13 protein-coding genes are annotated in these 15,215 nt (G+C 52.0%); 1 reads left to right on the top strand and 12 read right to left on the bottom strand.

Going from position 1 to position 15,215, the window contains the following annotated elements; translation table 11 throughout:
* Positions 1 to 22: 22 nt before the first annotated feature.
* The 12 genes from AC52PS_RS00175 to AC52PS_RS00120 form a co-directional block, all read right to left on the bottom strand.
* Positions 23 to 760 (bottom strand): beta-ketoacyl-ACP reductase, encoded by a 738-nt coding sequence (locus AC52PS_RS00175; RefSeq protein WP_495561000.1) that lies wholly within the window; start codon positions 758 to 760, stop codon positions 23 to 25.
* 181 nt (positions 761 to 941) lie between these two features.
* Positions 942 to 1,643, bottom strand: a complete 702-nt coding sequence (locus tag AC52PS_RS00170) for an ABC transporter ATP-binding protein (RefSeq protein WP_495560999.1) — start codon at positions 1,641 to 1,643, stop codon at positions 942 to 944.
* Positions 1,643 to 2,362: an ABC transporter ATP-binding protein gene (locus tag AC52PS_RS00165; RefSeq protein ID WP_495560998.1), complete on the bottom strand. Its 720-nt coding sequence runs from the start codon at positions 2,360 to 2,362 to the stop codon at positions 1,643 to 1,645. Before AC52PS_RS00165 ends, AC52PS_RS00170 begins: the two co-directional genes overlap by 1 nt.
* On the bottom strand, positions 2,359 to 3,378 hold the full coding sequence (locus tag AC52PS_RS00160; RefSeq protein ID WP_495560997.1) for a branched-chain amino acid ABC transporter permease: 1,020 nt from the start codon (positions 3,376 to 3,378) through the stop codon (positions 2,359 to 2,361). The genes AC52PS_RS00165 and AC52PS_RS00160 overlap by 4 nt, the downstream gene beginning before the upstream one ends.
* The gene (locus AC52PS_RS00155) at positions 3,375 to 4,298 is read right to left on the bottom strand and encodes a branched-chain amino acid ABC transporter permease (protein ID WP_495560996.1); all 924 of its coding nucleotides are present in this window, start codon (positions 4,296 to 4,298) and stop codon (positions 3,375 to 3,377) included. The genes AC52PS_RS00160 and AC52PS_RS00155 overlap by 4 nt, the downstream gene beginning before the upstream one ends.
* A gap of 87 nt (positions 4,299 to 4,385) precedes the next feature.
* Positions 4,386 to 5,603 (bottom strand): ABC transporter substrate-binding protein, encoded by a 1,218-nt coding sequence (locus AC52PS_RS00150; protein ID WP_495560995.1) that lies wholly within the window; start codon positions 5,601 to 5,603, stop codon positions 4,386 to 4,388.
* A 138-nt stretch (positions 5,604 to 5,741) separates the two neighbouring features.
* Positions 5,742 to 6,998, bottom strand: coding sequence for a [FeFe] hydrogenase H-cluster maturation GTPase HydF (gene hydF, locus AC52PS_RS00145; RefSeq protein ID WP_495560994.1), 1,257 nt, complete (start codon positions 6,996 to 6,998; stop codon positions 5,742 to 5,744).
* A gap of 20 nt (positions 6,999 to 7,018) precedes the next feature.
* The gene (locus AC52PS_RS00140; RefSeq protein WP_495560993.1) at positions 7,019 to 8,455 is read right to left on the bottom strand and encodes a lyase family protein; all 1,437 of its coding nucleotides are present in this window, start codon (positions 8,453 to 8,455) and stop codon (positions 7,019 to 7,021) included.
* The gene (locus AC52PS_RS00135; RefSeq protein WP_495560992.1) at positions 8,445 to 8,798 is read right to left on the bottom strand and encodes a TM1266 family iron-only hydrogenase system putative regulator; all 354 of its coding nucleotides are present in this window, start codon (positions 8,796 to 8,798) and stop codon (positions 8,445 to 8,447) included. The genes AC52PS_RS00140 and AC52PS_RS00135 overlap by 11 nt, the downstream gene beginning before the upstream one ends.
* The gene (gene hydE / locus AC52PS_RS00130) at positions 8,776 to 9,882 is read right to left on the bottom strand and encodes a [FeFe] hydrogenase H-cluster radical SAM maturase HydE (protein WP_495560991.1); all 1,107 of its coding nucleotides are present in this window, start codon (positions 9,880 to 9,882) and stop codon (positions 8,776 to 8,778) included. The genes AC52PS_RS00135 and hydE overlap by 23 nt, the downstream gene beginning before the upstream one ends.
* A gap of 11 nt (positions 9,883 to 9,893) precedes the next feature.
* On the bottom strand, positions 9,894 to 11,411 hold the full coding sequence (hydG, locus tag AC52PS_RS00125; RefSeq protein ID WP_495560990.1) for a [FeFe] hydrogenase H-cluster radical SAM maturase HydG: 1,518 nt from the start codon (positions 11,409 to 11,411) through the stop codon (positions 9,894 to 9,896).
* Between the two features lie 412 nt (positions 11,412 to 11,823).
* Complete coding sequence (locus tag AC52PS_RS00120) at positions 11,824 to 13,722, bottom strand: phosphoglucomutase (protein WP_495560989.1); 1,899 nt, start codon at positions 13,720 to 13,722, stop codon at positions 11,824 to 11,826.
* A gap of 221 nt (positions 13,723 to 13,943) precedes the next feature.
* Between AC52PS_RS00120 and AC52PS_RS00115 the strand changes: the two genes are divergently transcribed.
* Entirely contained in the window at positions 13,944 to 15,203 is a 1,260-nt protein-coding gene (locus AC52PS_RS00115) for a response regulator (protein WP_495560988.1), read from the top strand.
* The last annotated feature ends 12 nt before the right edge of the window (positions 15,204 to 15,215 follow it).

Below are 15,215 nucleotides of genomic sequence, written 5' to 3'. Positions count from 1 at the left end.
CTCTCCGGGCGTAATGCTGTTTTTACAGGGTAAGTCCGCCGTTTACACTCAGAACCTGTCCGGTAATGAAGGAGGATGCATCGCTTGCCAGAAAAAGCGCAGCATTGGCAATATCTTCCGGTTCACCCATTCTCCCCAGGGTGGTTTTGCCAACCATAGCATCCAGAACCTTCTGGGGCATTTTCTCAGTCATGGGGGTACGGATGAATCCCGGGGCGATGGCGTTGGATCGTACCTGTGCGCCTTTCCGGGCAAATTCTTTGGCCCAGGTTTTCGCCATGGAGATAACTCCGCCTTTTGTAGCCGCATAATTGGACTGACCCACATTGCCCACTTCGCCCACAATGCTTGCCATGTTAATAATAGAGCCGCTGCCCTGATTCATCATTCTGGGTCCAATTTCCCGGGTGAGGTTGAACACGCCGGTGAGATTCACACTGATTACCGCGTTCCAGTCATCGTCTGACATTTTCTGGATCAGATTATCCCGGGTAATACCTGCGTTGTTTACCAGCACATCTATCCTGCCCTCCGCCTCCCAGATCTTCTCCACCACTGCCTTTACTGCGTCGGATTTGGTCACGTCGGCGCTCTCGCCTTTCACATTGGGATATGCCTTGGTGACCTCATCAAATCCATCAAATGCCATATCCAGGGCGTAGACCGCGGAAGCACCTGCTTCCGCCATGGTTTCCGCAATTTTCCGTCCGATTCCCCGGGCACCCCCGGTAATAATACATACCTTTCCGTCAAGGTTCATGTGTTGCTCCTCATGTAATATGTTTTCTGTATTGAGCACCCGGCGCCGGTATCCGGTAGCGGATGCATTGTATTTACCTGTTATTGACGCTGTCCGGTCCCCAGCGTACTGTTGCCGCCGCCCAGACTAAGCCTATTCCTGATCCCGGCTCCGGAATCTCAATCTGCACCATCATATTCGCCTAAAGTCCCAGGTACGCTTTTTCAACTTCCGGATTGCTGGCAAGTTCGTCGGCACTGCCGCTGAGCACTATCCGTCCGTTTTCGATTACATATCCCTTGTCAACCACCCGCAGGGTTTCCCGGACATTCTGTTCGGTGATCAGTACGCCCACCCGTTCCTTCATTTCTTTCAGGATGTTGAACAGTTCATGTACTATCGAAGGTTGAAGACCCAGACTGGGTTCATCCAGTATGAGCAGCTTCGGTCGGGCCATCAGGGCCCGGCCCACTGCAAGCATACGCTGCTGACCTCCGCTCAGGGTTCCTGCCAGCTGGGCATGGCGTTCCTTGAGAATCGGAAAGATGGCATACACCTCTTCAAGGGTGCGATCAATTTCGTCCCTTCCCAAAGGAGTGTTTTCCCCGCCGATTACCAGGTTCTCGTATACGCTGAGCCAGGGAAACAGCTCCCGTTCCTGGGGAACAACGGATATTCCCAGGCGAACCCTTTCATGGGTGGGGCGGGTGGTTACATCTTTGAAATCAAATACAATTTTGCCCGACTGGAGGGGAACCAGACCCAAAATAGTATTGATCAGGGTGGTCTTTCCCGCACCGTTAGGGCCGAACAAGCCCACTGATCCCCTGCCCACATCCAGGCTGAGGTCGTGGAGTACCTGAATCTTTCCGTATGACGCCCGTGCGTTTTTTATGCTTAACATCAGACTGCTCCTCCCAGGTATGCGGTTTTCACCCGTTCGTTTTTGCTCACCTCGGTATACGGTCCGTCTGCGATTAATTGACCGTTATCCAATACGATTACCCGGTTTGTCAGGGATGTGATAACGCCCATTACATGCTCAACCACGCCCACCGCAAGGTTTTGACGCTCTGCAATATGTTTGATCAGTTCAATCGCTTCTTTGGTTTCGGTGGAGTTCAGCCCTGCCATCACCTCATCAAGAAAGAGAATTTTGGGGTTACAGGCCAGAGCCTTTGCAATCTCCATCTTCTTGGTCTCAAGAATATTCAGATTGCTGGTCTGCCGGTTCAGTCTGTCCAGCCCAAGGTCCAGGCACAGCCGTGCAGCTGCATTCCGGGCGTCATGGGTGTTCATCTTCGATGCAAAAAGGAAACCCGTCATTACGTTCTCCAGAAGGGTGAGGTTTCGCAGCGGGTTGATCAGCTGGAAGGTTCTGCTGATACCCATGGATGCCCGGTCGTGGGCGGGTTTTCCAGTGATATCCTCCCCGTCCAGGTACACGGTTCCCTGGCTGGGGGTATGAATACCGGCTATAAGATTGATAAAGGTGGTTTTGCCCGCACCGTTGGGCCCTATGATGCCCAGGATTTCCCCGCTTTTCAGGCTCAGGTTCACCGAGTCTACGGCCACAAGTCCCCCGAAGGAGATGGTGAGGTTTTCGGTTCGCAGTTCACTCATGCAGGTTCTCCTTTGGTATTGGCCAGCTCCAGTTCTTCCTTGCTGGGGTAGTTGCTGGTGTTTTTGAACAGTTTTGCCTTAAAGATTCCCACTACACCCTGGGGCATAAACAGCAGAACCAGAATAATGATAATCCCGTATACCACCAGATGGCCGTAGGGAATGTAGAGTTTGAGAAATTCGCCTACTACTCCAAGGATCACCGCACCCACTACGGGCCCCCACGTTGAGTACATGCCGCCGAATAGGGCAATCGCCAGGGGAATGAGGGTATAGTTCGCATTGAAGTTGGATTCGGGGCTTACAAAACCGAACAGATGGGCATACCCACCGCCCACCATGGCCTGGATTGCCGACACAACGGCAAAGATGAACAGAAGGTTCTTATAAATATTGATACCGTTGGATTTTGCCACCACTTCATTGTCGTGAATGGCAGTAAGGGCATAGTGGATTTTGCTGCGCCGGAAGTACTCACTCAATGCTATTACCAATACGGCCATCACAATCATGAAACCATATTGCAGATACGAATTCCCGGCGAACAGCACCTGGGGCACCAGTTTTCCGTTGGGCCCTCCGGTTACAGGCGTCCAGTTATGCATGATAATTCGGAATATCTCTGCCAATGCCAGAGTGGTAATGGCGAAATACATTCCCCTCAGACGGAGAATAATCATCCCGAGACCGTAGGCAACCACACCCGAGAGAACTGCCCCCAGTATGATGGCTAAAACGCCGGGAATGTTATAATTCGCCGCCAGAACGGTGGCCGCATACCCCCCGAGACCGAAAAATCCTGCTATACCAAAGGAAAGCTGCCCGGAGCGTACAAGCATGTCCCAGCTCACTGCCAGAATCATATAGGTGATTACTGAGCGTCCGATAATCCGGGCATAGGGGCCGGCGAACATGGGCGCGATAAGGAGAATTGCTCCCACCACCATAAAGATAATTTCCAGGTTCCGGTTGTACGCAGTATCTTTTTGCAAGGCTTTCAGATCCGCAGTGCTCATGCCGCCCTCCTGAAACTTCGTACCAGAATTACAACCACGATCAGCACGAAGAAGATCATTGGCGCCCAGGGTGCACCGTGGGGAACCGCCATAATGGAACTTTCAGCAATACCCAGGAGAAGGCTTGCCGCCGCCACCATGGGCAGGTTTCCGATCCCGGCCATGGCCACCAGGCAGAACGATTTCATGGTGTAGCTGCCTCCCACGGCGGGAAATATCGAGAATTTTGTAAGAAAGAAACCGCCGAAAATCCCGATAAGCATGGACGCAATGCCGAAAATCAGGGCATAGGTGAGTTGAACATTGATTCCCACAATTTGGGCACCATTGGGATTTTGTCCAACAGCAAGGGCGGCCTTACCAAGTTTTGTACGTTTAAGAAAGAGCAGAAGAACAATCAGGAAAATGATTGCTACCACTGGAAACACAAAATCGTAAATTCCAAAGCTCATATCTCCCAGAGTTGCACTGGCACTTACATAGTCCAGGCTCAATTTGCGGGGCTGGCTTGTGGCGATAAGATTCACTGTCTGACTGAGCACCATTGCCACCCCGAAGGTGAGTATCAGCTGATTGAGTTCAGGCGCTTTTAAAGTATGTTGAATTGTTGTACGGAAAATCATCAGTCCAAACAAGAACATGAGAATTCCCGTGGGGATTGCCGAAAGAAGCGGATCCAGACCGAAGGTTCGTGCAAGATAGTAGCTGAGGTAAGCTGCCACCATCATCATTTCACCGTGGGCCAGATTGACAATATGTACAATCCCTAAAATCAGTGCCATGGGAATCGCGATGGCCGCGTATATCCCCGCACGTTGTATCCCGTAAATCAGGGCAGTGGGCTTCAGAACAATGAGCATAATGACGAAGAGGGCTCCTGCTGAAATTCCAGCTATCCTGATAATTTTAGATCTACTCATGAAGTTCTCCAAAATATGATCGAACAGATTCAGTTCATTATCTGTGGATGAAACCCGGGCGGGGTACGCCGCCCGGGATACAAGGTGTTAGCGCTCACTCCAGGGTGCAAAAGGATACACCGGTTCTGATGTAGCAAATTCGAAGGGCCAGATAACTTCCTGGCGTCCGTTCTGCCACTGCAGAATTTTCTGCTGGCGGATTCCCTGATTGCTGATAATGTTGGATGGACTGAAGGTGATGGTTTCACCCAGCGCACTTTCATACTCGGTCTTCTGCAATTCGGCGATTACCGCTTCCTTGTCCAGAGTACCTGCCCGTTCCACGGCTTCAGCAATAATGTGGATGGCTGAATAGCTCAGAGGTGCAAAATATGTGGCCGGTTCGTTGTCATACCTGCCAACATATCCGTCATAGAAGGTCTGGCTCACGTCACTCACTTCATTCAGGCTGGGAGCCCACATGCCGTAGAGGGTAACGTTTTCCGCAAGATTGGATTCGCCGAAGGATGCCGGCCATCCCGGAGGTGCACCCACATAAAGGGGAGGTGCAAAATTAATAGCCTTTGACTGCTCCATGAGGGGCAGGGCGTCGGCGTCATATCCCGCCCAGATAAATACATCGGGGTCATAGGATTTCGCCCGTTCCAGGACCGCGGTGTAGTCTCCGCCGCCAACTGCTGCGGACTGGAAGGCTTCCCCGTCAATTTCCATATCGGAAAACAGTGCCTGGGTTGCAGAATACGAAGCGCTTCCGAAGGCTCCTTCTTCATAGGCCAGGAACCATCTGCCGATGGAGATTTCAGGGTATTCTTCTGCGATGGCATTCCAGCCTTCCACATAAGATGCTCCCTGATTGTAATCCCAAGGATGAAGATGGAAATACCAGTCCTGGTTTTCACCCACTGCTTCTTCCGCCAAATGGCTGGCCGCACCGGTCCACATGGTGATCTTCTGGTAGGTTTTCATAACGGGGATCTGTCCAAGATGAACTCCGCTGGACATTCCGCCTACAAAAAAATCAACTTGATCGATGGTTGCAAGGCGCTCAACCGCAGCCGCACCCTTTTCGGGGCTTAGCTCACTGTCGATTACCACCAACTCAACCTGGCGTCCCAGTAGACCTCCCTGTTCGTTGATCTCATCAATTGCGATCTGGGCAGCTTTGCTTCCCTGATCTCCGGTGATGTCTCCCAGAGGCCAGATGCCTCCGAATTTGATAGGATCTCCTTCCGATGAACCTTCGGCAAATACTGAACCTGCCAAAAGCATCAGAATAAGAACCCCGTGCAAGAACTTGTGATTCATACTCTCCTCCTGTGAAAACTGAATCGGTTCTCATTTTTTTTGATTTTCAACCCGTATTGCAGATCTGTCAACAAAAAAGTGAGAGATGATTCGGTTTTCATTCCTGAAGAGCGTTTTATTTTTGAAAACCTTGAAATATCAGGGGTTAGGAGATTCAGCTGTCTCCCCGGCAAAGGGTCGAAGGACCCGTTCAAGCACATGGTGCAGTTTGCTAATTGCGATTCCGTAATTGGTGATAGGTACCTGAGAGTCCGCTGCCAGCCCCATGCGCTGTAGCATTCTTTTCCTGGTAATCATGCAGCCCCCGCAGTGAATCACCAAGCGGTATGCCGATATATCTTCAGGAAACTCTCCTCCGATGGTGTTGATCGCCAGGTTTCGGCCGCTGTATTGTCTCAGCCAGCGGGGAATTTTCACCCTTCCAATGTCATCACACATGGTCTTATGGGTACAGGTTTCGGCAATGAGAATTTTATCGCCGTCATCCAAATCATCGATTACACGGGCGCCATCCACAAAGGTCTTCAAGTCGCCTTTCAGCCTGCTGAACAAAATGGAAAACGTTGTGAGAGGAATATCCTCAGAGATGGATCCCGCAGCTTTCAGAACTGCCTGACTGTCGGTGATTGCCAGGTCGGGCGTATGCTTTAAGAGGGAGAGAGCCCAGTCAATCTCCCGCTCCTTTACGGTGAGGGTTGCCCCGTCGGCATCCAAAACCTCCCGGATGGCTTGAACCTGGGGAAGAATGAGCCTGCCCCGGGGTGCTTCCGTATCGATGGGCACCACCATCATCACAAGCTGGTATTCTCGGACCAAATCCTGCAGGAGGCTTCGCTCCTGTCGTCCTGCCTTCTCCAAGCCGACGATCAGCTCTCTGCTTAGTTCCTCCAGCCCACGCCCATCAACGTTGCTGATATGGTGGATGCTGATGTTTTGCTTCAATTCTGCGGATACTCCCCGCCCCTGTTCCAGCTCGTTCAGAACTGCATCCACCTTGGCGGATTCCTCCGGGATATCCCGGTGGGTGAACACCACATGCAGCTTTGTGACCGATTCTGCGCTTTCATTGATCAATGCCATGGTCTGGGAGTTCCATTCTCCGGGGCGGGTGAGGAAGATCAGCTGATCCCCGGTTGCAATCAGACGACGGGCCCGTTCAATCCGCTTTCGACCAAGCTCCCCTTCATCATTGAGCCCCGGAGTATCCACAAGAGTCACAGGTCCGAATGGTAAAAGCTCCATGTTGATGTACACCGGGTCGGTAGTGGTACCCCGGCTTGACGAGGTAATGGAAACATCCTTTCCGGTAAAGCGGTTGAGAAACGAAGATTTCCCCGAGTTTACCGTACCGCAGACAATAATATGGGGCCGAAGCCCTCTTGGTGTTTTAGTCATTATTCTGCTCCTGCTGAGGTTCACCCCCCCCCAACGCCGGCCGCGGTGGTAAACATTTGGGAGTATTCCCTTTCTATGCGCTGTTGAAGCTGCGCCGCCCTCTGTTTCCTGATCGTCTCATACAGTTCTTCATCGTATCCCAGGCCTGTGAGCGCTCGGGGAGCGAAGAGCCGACGCTCTTCCTCTACTGTGAGAATATTCCAGGAGCGAATTAAATCCGGAGGGCCGCATGTTCCGGCGGCGCAGATTTCAAGGAGACGCTCAAGATGGGTGTAGCCCAAAATCGGCAACAGGCTCAGATTATAAGCACCGCCGCGATTCAGATTATCACCGATTCTCTTCCGGTCGGGAGTTATACCTTGAAGATACTCGTCCAGTGCCGGAACGAAGCCGGCGACAAGCCGGTGGCTCTCCCAACAACTGTAAGCGATCATGGGCCAGAAGGCATTGAGCTGCAGCTCTCCTGAGGCGGCAAGCCGGGAGATCAGCTGGTGGTTGCTTCTGAGTTTCTCACAGATCTGTATGCCCGCCTCCGGAATTACCGGATTTATTTTACCGGCCATAATGCTGCTTCCCCGCAGAAGATGTGGGAGAATCAGCTCTCCTATTCCCCCTCCCGGCCCGCTGGACAGAAGCCGCAGGTCGCCGCAGATCTTTTCCAGATTTACAGCGAGGACATTCAACGCGGACATGGCCTCAACTATAGAATCGTAGTTGGCGGTTGCATCCATCAGATCATCGGCCCTGCTGAGAGGAAGTCCGGTAACTTCCCCGAGGACCGAGGCCGCCTTGAGCACATAGTTTCTGGGAGCACCGGCACCGGTGCCAACGGCCGTTCCTCCCAGGTTGATCTCTTTAATCCGCTCCCTGGCCTTGAAGGTTCTCCAACGGTCCCTGGCAATACCCTGTGCCCAGGAAGCAAACATTCTTCCCAGGCTCACCAATTGGGCGTCCCTGAGCTGGGTGCGCCCGGTCATCAGCAACTCGCCGTAGCGCTGCTCCAAACCCTGGAGATGCACCTGAAAATCACAGAGAAGGTATTCAAGGTCTGCAAAGCTGCGCATGAGCATCAGCTTTAATGCACTCGGCAATACATCATTGGTAGACTGATGAAGATTCACATCTTTATAGGGGTCCAGTGCGCTGTCCAGAGCAATCGCTTCGTTAAGATTCATATGAAAGGATGTGCCTGCACCTCCCTGATATGGATCCAAGGGGAAAAGCTTTCTCAGATCTTCTTCGCCCATGCTGCGGATCCGGGAGATGCGGTTTTGGATTGCCTCTAAATGACCGGGGCTGAGATACCCAAGCCGGGAATTGCACAGGGCTGCAGCAAGTTTCACATCCAGGCCGGCATCGATCAGCTCCCTGGGCATGGAATAGGGAGAGAAACGGTAGATGTTGCAGGCTGCGGCGGTTTCACTCTCCGCAGGAAAAGGGTTGGAATTACGGTGCATCCCTGTCCTCCGGAGAGACAATCTGGTCTGCGGTCTCGGGGGTTCGAGCCAGTCCCGATTTTACGGTGACCCCGGGTATTTTTCCCAGCTGGCCAGTGAGGCTGCCAAGGCGGTCGGTGTCTGAGCGAATGATCAGGGTGATAACGGAAATACGGTCATCATCCAGATGGGGAAGACCCAGACGGCCGAGAAGAATATCAGCATGACGGGCAATAATGTCCTGAATCCTGCTTCCTGCTTCTTTTCGAGATACGATAATTCCCACAAAGCCGTATCTCAACTCTGCTTCACTCTGCCGGGCCGGGTAATTTTTAGCTGTTTCAGGATTGCCGGAAATATCCATGCGCCCCTCCTTTTTTTGATTGATTGCGTGTAAAAAAGTGCAGGGGATCCCCCCACTGGTTGAATGCGATTTCTCTTCCGGTGCTTCCCACCCGGCCTGCCAGACAGCCTGCGCAATCCTCCGGGCTGTCATCCATACAGGGTTTTCCGTCATAGAGCTGGTACTGTTTCCGGTACTCACCAGGGGTGATTACCGGCATAAGAACGTTGGCTCCGAATTTCAGTCCCATTTCCCTTCCCAGAGCATGGAGGGTCTGGAGGGCAGTGGTGGATGCGATATTCACATCGGGCATGGCAAGGCGGACCGCAGCAATCATTTTCAAACTGAGATGCAGCCGCTCCCCGGTAGCGGGAAATGATCTGCTCCCCTGGAACTCTGAACCCATGGGAGTTCCGTTATGGGGAATAAATGGGCCCATTCCGATCATATCTACATTTTCACGACGGAAAAACTCGATATCGTCGGCAAGATCCTCCGTGCTCTGCCCCGGTAATCCGATCATTACACCGGTACCGGTTTGAAAACCGATTTTTTTCAGGTTTCTCAGGCAGCTGATACGCCGCTTTAGACTGTCTCCCGGAGGGTGGATCCGGTGGAAAATGTCAGGGTTGCTGCTCTCGATTCTCAGCAGATAGCGATGGGCTCCCGCCTCAAAGAGTCTTCTGTAGGAGGACTTATCAAATTCTCCGATGCAGAGGGTGATGCCAAGGCCGTCAGGTAAGTAGACGCTCCGGGTCCGTTCCTTAATCATCCCCACAATATCCCGGGCAAAATCCACAGCCGCCGGAGTACCGGATTCACCGCTTTGCAGGGTAAGCGAACCGTAACCTTTTTCGGCGGCAAAATCCGCCGCATTAAGAATTTCTTCCCGGGAGAGGGTATAACGTTGGACTCCAGTCGCAGAGCGCCGTATGCCGCAGTAAAGACAGTCCCGGGAACAGCAGTTGGAGTATTCAATCAGCCCTCGGTAATACACCCGGGTTCCCAGAGTATCTTTCAGTTGTGAAGACGCCCGGCGGGACAAATCCTGCATCTCGTCAGGCCGGTGTATATTCAAAATTTCCAGAATTTCCTTCCGGTTCATGGGCGAAGGGCTCACAGGTATAAATCCCGTTTGCCCCGGCAGGTGCTGGCGTACATGGGCCGGAATTTACCCTGATATTTGGGCAGATCCCGGGAGATTCCTTCCAGTTCCCGGGCAATCAGTGCCTCTCCCCTGACCTTGATTTCCGGGGAGGCGAAGTCATCCAGCCATTCACGAAAGGTAATGACTGCGTTCATCCTGCAGAAATCCCCCTCATGGCATTCCCTCAGCAGTTTCATGATCCTCTCACCGGTGCGTCCTATCCGGTATCCTGCAGTGCAGAAACTGGTAATGCATCCCATGTCCGCCAAATCGCCGATAAGTTCTTCCAGGCTGCGGGTGTCACCCAGCATAAACTGCTGGCGGGAGATCTCTTGATCATCTGTCTCCCGGCTGTAGGCACCGAGTCCGATGCGGGTGGAAGCATCCATCTGGGTTACTCCCAGCTCAACCGCTTTGTTGCGGATATGCGCCGGTTCCCTGGCGGTAATAATCATGCCGGTATAGGGTACTGCCAGGCGGAGAATGGTGATTATTTTCAGGAAATCTTCATCGGAAACCCGGTATTTCATGTTGTTCAGAAACGGAGCGTTATCTGCAGCCTCCAGCCGGGGAAAACTGATGGTATGGGGGCCGATGCCATTGAAGCGCCGTTCAAGCTCCCGGGCATGATGCACCAAACCCATTACTTCGAAACGCCAGTCGTACAGGCCGAACAAGGCCCCGATGCCCACATCGTCAATTCCCGCATCCATTGCCCGATGCATGCTGTACAAGCGCCACAGGTAATTGCCCTTCAATGTTCCCGGAGGGTGGGCCTGTGCATAGGTTCCCGGATGATAGCTCTCCTGGAATACCTGATAGGTTCCAACCCCCACATTCTTGAGCCGCCGGAGGTTCTCCACACTCATGGGGGCTGCGTTCACATTCACCCGGCGGATGCTTCCGTGGCCCTTGCGGGTTTTCGCCCGTACCCGGTAAATCTGATTGATGCTCTCCTCCATGAAATCGATATCTGAATCGGGGTGTTCGCCATACACCACAATCAGCCGTTTGTGGCCGAACTTCCCCGCAAGAGCTTCGGTTTCCCGGCGGATATCATCCATGGAGAGTTTGCTCCGTTTCATGCCTCCGTTATCTTCTCGGAAACCGCAATAAAGACATGAGTTCACACAATGGTTGGAAAGATAGAGGGGGGCGAACGTAACAATACGCGAGTCGTATACCTTTTTCTTCACCCTGGCTGCGGTGTCAGCCATCTCCTGCAGAAGTTCGGGATCCTGCACATTCAACAGAACTGCGGTTTCTCCGGGGCTGAGGCTTTGTATTGTCAGACTCTTTTTCAGAATCTCCCGTACCCCTTCGCTTGAAGGGTTGCGTCCTGAAGCGATTTCATCCCAAATGAGCTGTTCATTAATGAACGAATTGCCATTCTTCAGGTAGGGATCAATTTCATCCTGCCGGATTACCTGATCTATCCAGCTTCGGATTTTTCCTCCGCCGGGTCCGCTGTCTTTGGTATCTGCCATATGTCCTCCCTGTTCAGGAGATGCAGACATACCGGGAATAGAGAAATGGGTAATGCGGTGCCGGACGACGCTGGTCCGGACGGGCAGGTGTAATGGTATCTCATCGTGCAGTCTCCCTTACTTTAGACCTTACAATTTGTGGTTTATGCCGATCTGGCTGTTCACCTTGGACCTCCCATCGGGGGACCCTCAGTGGGTACAGCAATAGTGTAGGGGAGTTTCCATCTTTTGGCTACAATAGACTATTAAATATCTATAAAAAAATACCTAAAATATTCAGCTGTGCCCGTATACGCTATTCAATATAAACCGGGGATGATCCTGGATCCCTCATTTCACGCAGCTCAGCCAGGAATGCACCGCTTCACAGATAAGCGAATTCGCCGGAAGCCGTATTTGCGGGGGCCCGGGTTTACTGGGTATCCGCTCTCCGGATCATATCTCTGTGCCACTCAAGAAGCTCATTCTCAAGCTCGGGGCGGGCCCCCTTTACATCCACCAAAACCCTGTACACCGGTTCAGTGCCGGATCCCCGCATCCACATGTATGCTGTGGGATCTCCGGAAGAATCCCGGAAAAGAATCTTCAGTCCGCCTTTTTGCTCTCCGCTGCGGAATGCTGAGCCCACACCGGGTTTCTCTTCGCCGCCTTCGGTGTTGATCTCCTCCCAGGATTCAATCCCCCATGCTTCCTTGAGTTCTCTTTTCCGCTGTTCCCAGTCGGTTTGGAAAATTTCCTCATATGCGGCCTTCAGGCGTACATGGTCGCTGCCCCGGATCTTCATTAAGGCCCTCTCTTCATACGCACTGGTGGTCACAAATTCCGGGAGGGATTTCAAGACATCTTCAAGTGAAAAACTGGAGTTGTACTCAATACCCCTGCGTTTGCACCATATTTCGAACAGCCCCGGTGTTTCTTCATCTCCCCGAACCGAGAGAAGCTTGACTATTGAACCGATGCTGTTAAGGGGGTCGCGAACCGCAGCCGGATGGGTGATATTTCCCCCGTTTGAACCTTCGCCCATGAGCCGTACAATGAAGCCCTCCTTTCTGAGACGGGCTGCCAGGCCCACCACATTGGCTTCGCCCACCTCGGATCTGAAACATTCAAGGCCGAAACTCCGGGCAATTTCATCTATGCGCATGGATGTTGGACCGTTCACCGCAATGGCAGCTTTTGCGTCCGCTTCTGAAAGCTGTCCGCTGTATTCCAGCCAGGCGGACTCGGCCAGGGCAACCAGGGCGAACACCTGCTGTGCTTCCAGAATCCGGGCCTGTCCGTCATCGGCAATATATACAATATTGCCCCGGTCTCCGTCGTTGTCGGGAACGTAGCCCAGCACAAATGCCGGATCGTCCCTGCGGGCCTTCTCCAGCTCCTCTTTGCAGAGATTGAGGCTTCGCCCCTCTGGTACGATTCGGTGGGTGATTTGCCGGGGCACATTGTTGATCAGGCGCAGCTTCACGCCCAGTTCCTGGAAGAAGCTCTCATCTATAGATAGGGTTCTGGCGCTTCCGTTCTGTTCAGCCAATACGGCAATATCCGCATCGCTGAAGGATTTTTTCAACTCCTCCATCCGACTGGATATTACTTCTGGATCATCGCTGTCACAAATAACCCGGGAGCTAAAGCGGGTGTAAGCCTCAAGAGCCTGGGTCTTCCACTCCGGGCTTTCCCGGAAAAACTCCTGCAATTTCTGATCGGGAAACGAAACCAGCATCCCGGTTACCCGGGAAATGCTTGCCTCATTCCCGCAGTGGTTTCGAAACCTCTCAATTAGACCTTGCACCTGTTCTCCGTTTAGAACCCCTCCGCTTTTCAGCCCGAATTTGAAACCGTTATGTCCTACAGGATTATGGGATGCGGATATATATGCGAAGGCATCGGTCCCGGGATTGGTCCTGACATAGGACATTACCTCAGGTGCGGCGGAAATAAACACATAGCGTATGCCAATGCCCAGAGAACCGCATACCCGCATGATGGCGTCGGCCAACAGCGGGCCGGTGGGCCGTGAATCGCAGGCAACAACAAGGGTGGTCATTTCCCCCCTTCCGCCCGCTTTCTCCAGGAGGAATTCCCCCAGGCTCAAGCCGATAAGCCCCGCCAAAACCATATCGGCCGGGGAAATATCTTCGGATTGATCCTCCTCATCACCTGAGGCGGCAAAGACCTTTCTCCAGCCCGACGCTGAAAGAATCATGGGTTCCAGTACCCGGGAAATATCTTCGGTGGATATTGAATTGGACCCTAGGCGGCGGGGGATAATGCTGCTGTCTCCAAGCCTGAGTCCACTGTTGCTGTCTTTCATATGCGACATATATGAGTTTTCCTCCGGGAATTGATTCAGAACATACTAAAATGCATGGAAAAGGGCTGTCTATACCGAATAGAGTTTTACTCCATAAAACAGCCCTGGGCGGAGAGAGTATAAACAGGCTTGAAATGGAACCATTTCACTTCTATAGTTATATGAGATATTACACGCCGATACAGCTCCTACATCCACTCGGTGCTCCCAGGAGAAGGGTTTTGAAAAAGATTTTGATTATTGATGATTCTCGGATGATTCGGGAATTCCTGAACAGAAAACTTGAAGAATTCGGGTTCGAGACTGATCAAGCTTCCAATGGTCTTGAGGGATACACCAAATTGAGAAGTTATGAACCGGATCTGATCATCATGGACTACTATCTCAGCAGAATGGGCGCAGTGGAATTTCTCACCAAAAAGGCCGGGGATCCGAACTCAAAAAATACGCCAGTACTATTCGCTTCTGCTAAGATCTCCCGGGAAGTTATTCTTGAGCTTAGCAAATTCGGGATCAAAAAGTTTATCACCAAACCTATTAAAATCGACAGCCTGGCAAAGTCGGTAAGCGAACTTCTCAATGTAAAAATCGAGCTGGATAATACTCCCTGTATTATCGATGCCAACTACAACGAGGAAATACTGTTTATAGAAGTTGCCCGGGGGCTGAACAGCGAAAAGATCGAGATGCTCCGTTACCGGCTACAGGAGCTGATCAAACTCTATTCCATACAAATCCCCAGGGTTCTGCTGATGATGTCGGGAATAGAAATAAGTGAAGGTGATTCACTGAAACTTCGTTCTCTTATTGACGGCATTATATCCGCAACCGATTTGAAACTTCATAATTTCAAGATTCTTACCAACAACGATTTGGTAAAGAAGTTCGTATCCTCCAGATCGGACATTGCCTCCGTGGAGGTGTTCTCCTCCATGCCCGATGCCATGGATGCCCTGCTTGGAGACAAGGCCGGGGGATACAAAGATAAGAACGGAAACGTTCACGATGATTTCCTGAGAGTCGGGCGGGGGGTAGAAGAAAGTTCTGACGGAATCAACCTGCGCTTCCAAAGCGAGCAAAATGATACTCAGGTAAATTTCGACGCCATAGCCTCGGGTCTGAAGATGGCCGTGGTTGATGATGATCCGGTGATCCAGGAATTAATTTCCATGGCATTCTCCAAAACACAGTTGGATGTTCAAACCTTCTCCAATGGCGAGGAGTTTATCAACTCCCAGGACATAGAGAGTTTTGACATGGTTTTCCTGGATCTTCTCATGCCCCGGATGGACGGGTTCTCCGTTCTCACAGCCTTGAAAAGCAGGGGGATTCAGCTTCCCATTATCGTTCTCTCGGCGGTGAATAAACGGGAGACCGTCATCCAGGCCCTGCAGATGGGGGTGAAAAGTTATTTGGTGAAACCTATACAGCCGGATATGGTCTTCAAGAAAGCTCTTGAAATATTTCAGATGAATTTTTAAGCGTACACGCCG

The organism is Salinispira sp. (assembly GCF_059431795.1).
Note: the sequence above shows the minus strand (reverse complement) of the source record. Positions and strands in the feature narration are given on the sequence as shown.

Coding starts and splice junctions, on each gene's coding strand:
- AC52PS_RS00175 (WP_495561000.1), bottom strand. CDS start 760: ATGAACCTTGACGGAAAGGTATGTATTATTACCGGGGGTGCCCGGGGA.
- AC52PS_RS00170 (WP_495560999.1), bottom strand. CDS start 1,643: ATGTTAAGCATAAAAAACGCACGGGCGTCATACGGAAAGATTCAGGTA.
- AC52PS_RS00165 (WP_495560998.1), bottom strand. CDS start 2,362: ATGAGTGAACTGCGAACCGAAAACCTCACCATCTCCTTCGGGGGACTT.
- AC52PS_RS00160 (WP_495560997.1), bottom strand. CDS start 3,378: ATGAGCACTGCGGATCTGAAAGCCTTGCAAAAAGATACTGCGTACAAC.
- AC52PS_RS00155 (WP_495560996.1), bottom strand. CDS start 4,298: ATGAGTAGATCTAAAATTATCAGGATAGCTGGAATTTCAGCAGGAGCC.
- AC52PS_RS00150 (WP_495560995.1), bottom strand. CDS start 5,603: ATGAATCACAAGTTCTTGCACGGGGTTCTTATTCTGATGCTTTTGGCA.
- hydF (WP_495560994.1), bottom strand. CDS start 6,998: ATGACTAAAACACCAAGAGGGCTTCGGCCCCATATTATTGTCTGCGGT.
- AC52PS_RS00140 (WP_495560993.1), bottom strand. CDS start 8,455: ATGCACCGTAATTCCAACCCTTTTCCTGCGGAGAGTGAAACCGCCGCA.
- AC52PS_RS00135 (WP_495560992.1), bottom strand. CDS start 8,798: ATGGATATTTCCGGCAATCCTGAAACAGCTAAAAATTACCCGGCCCGG.
- hydE (WP_495560991.1), bottom strand. CDS start 9,882: ATGAACCGGAAGGAAATTCTGGAAATTTTGAATATACACCGGCCTGAC.
- hydG (WP_495560990.1), bottom strand. CDS start 11,411: ATGGCAGATACCAAAGACAGCGGACCCGGCGGAGGAAAAATCCGAAGC.
- AC52PS_RS00120 (WP_495560989.1), bottom strand. CDS start 13,722: ATGAAAGACAGCAACAGTGGACTCAGGCTTGGAGACAGCAGCATTATC.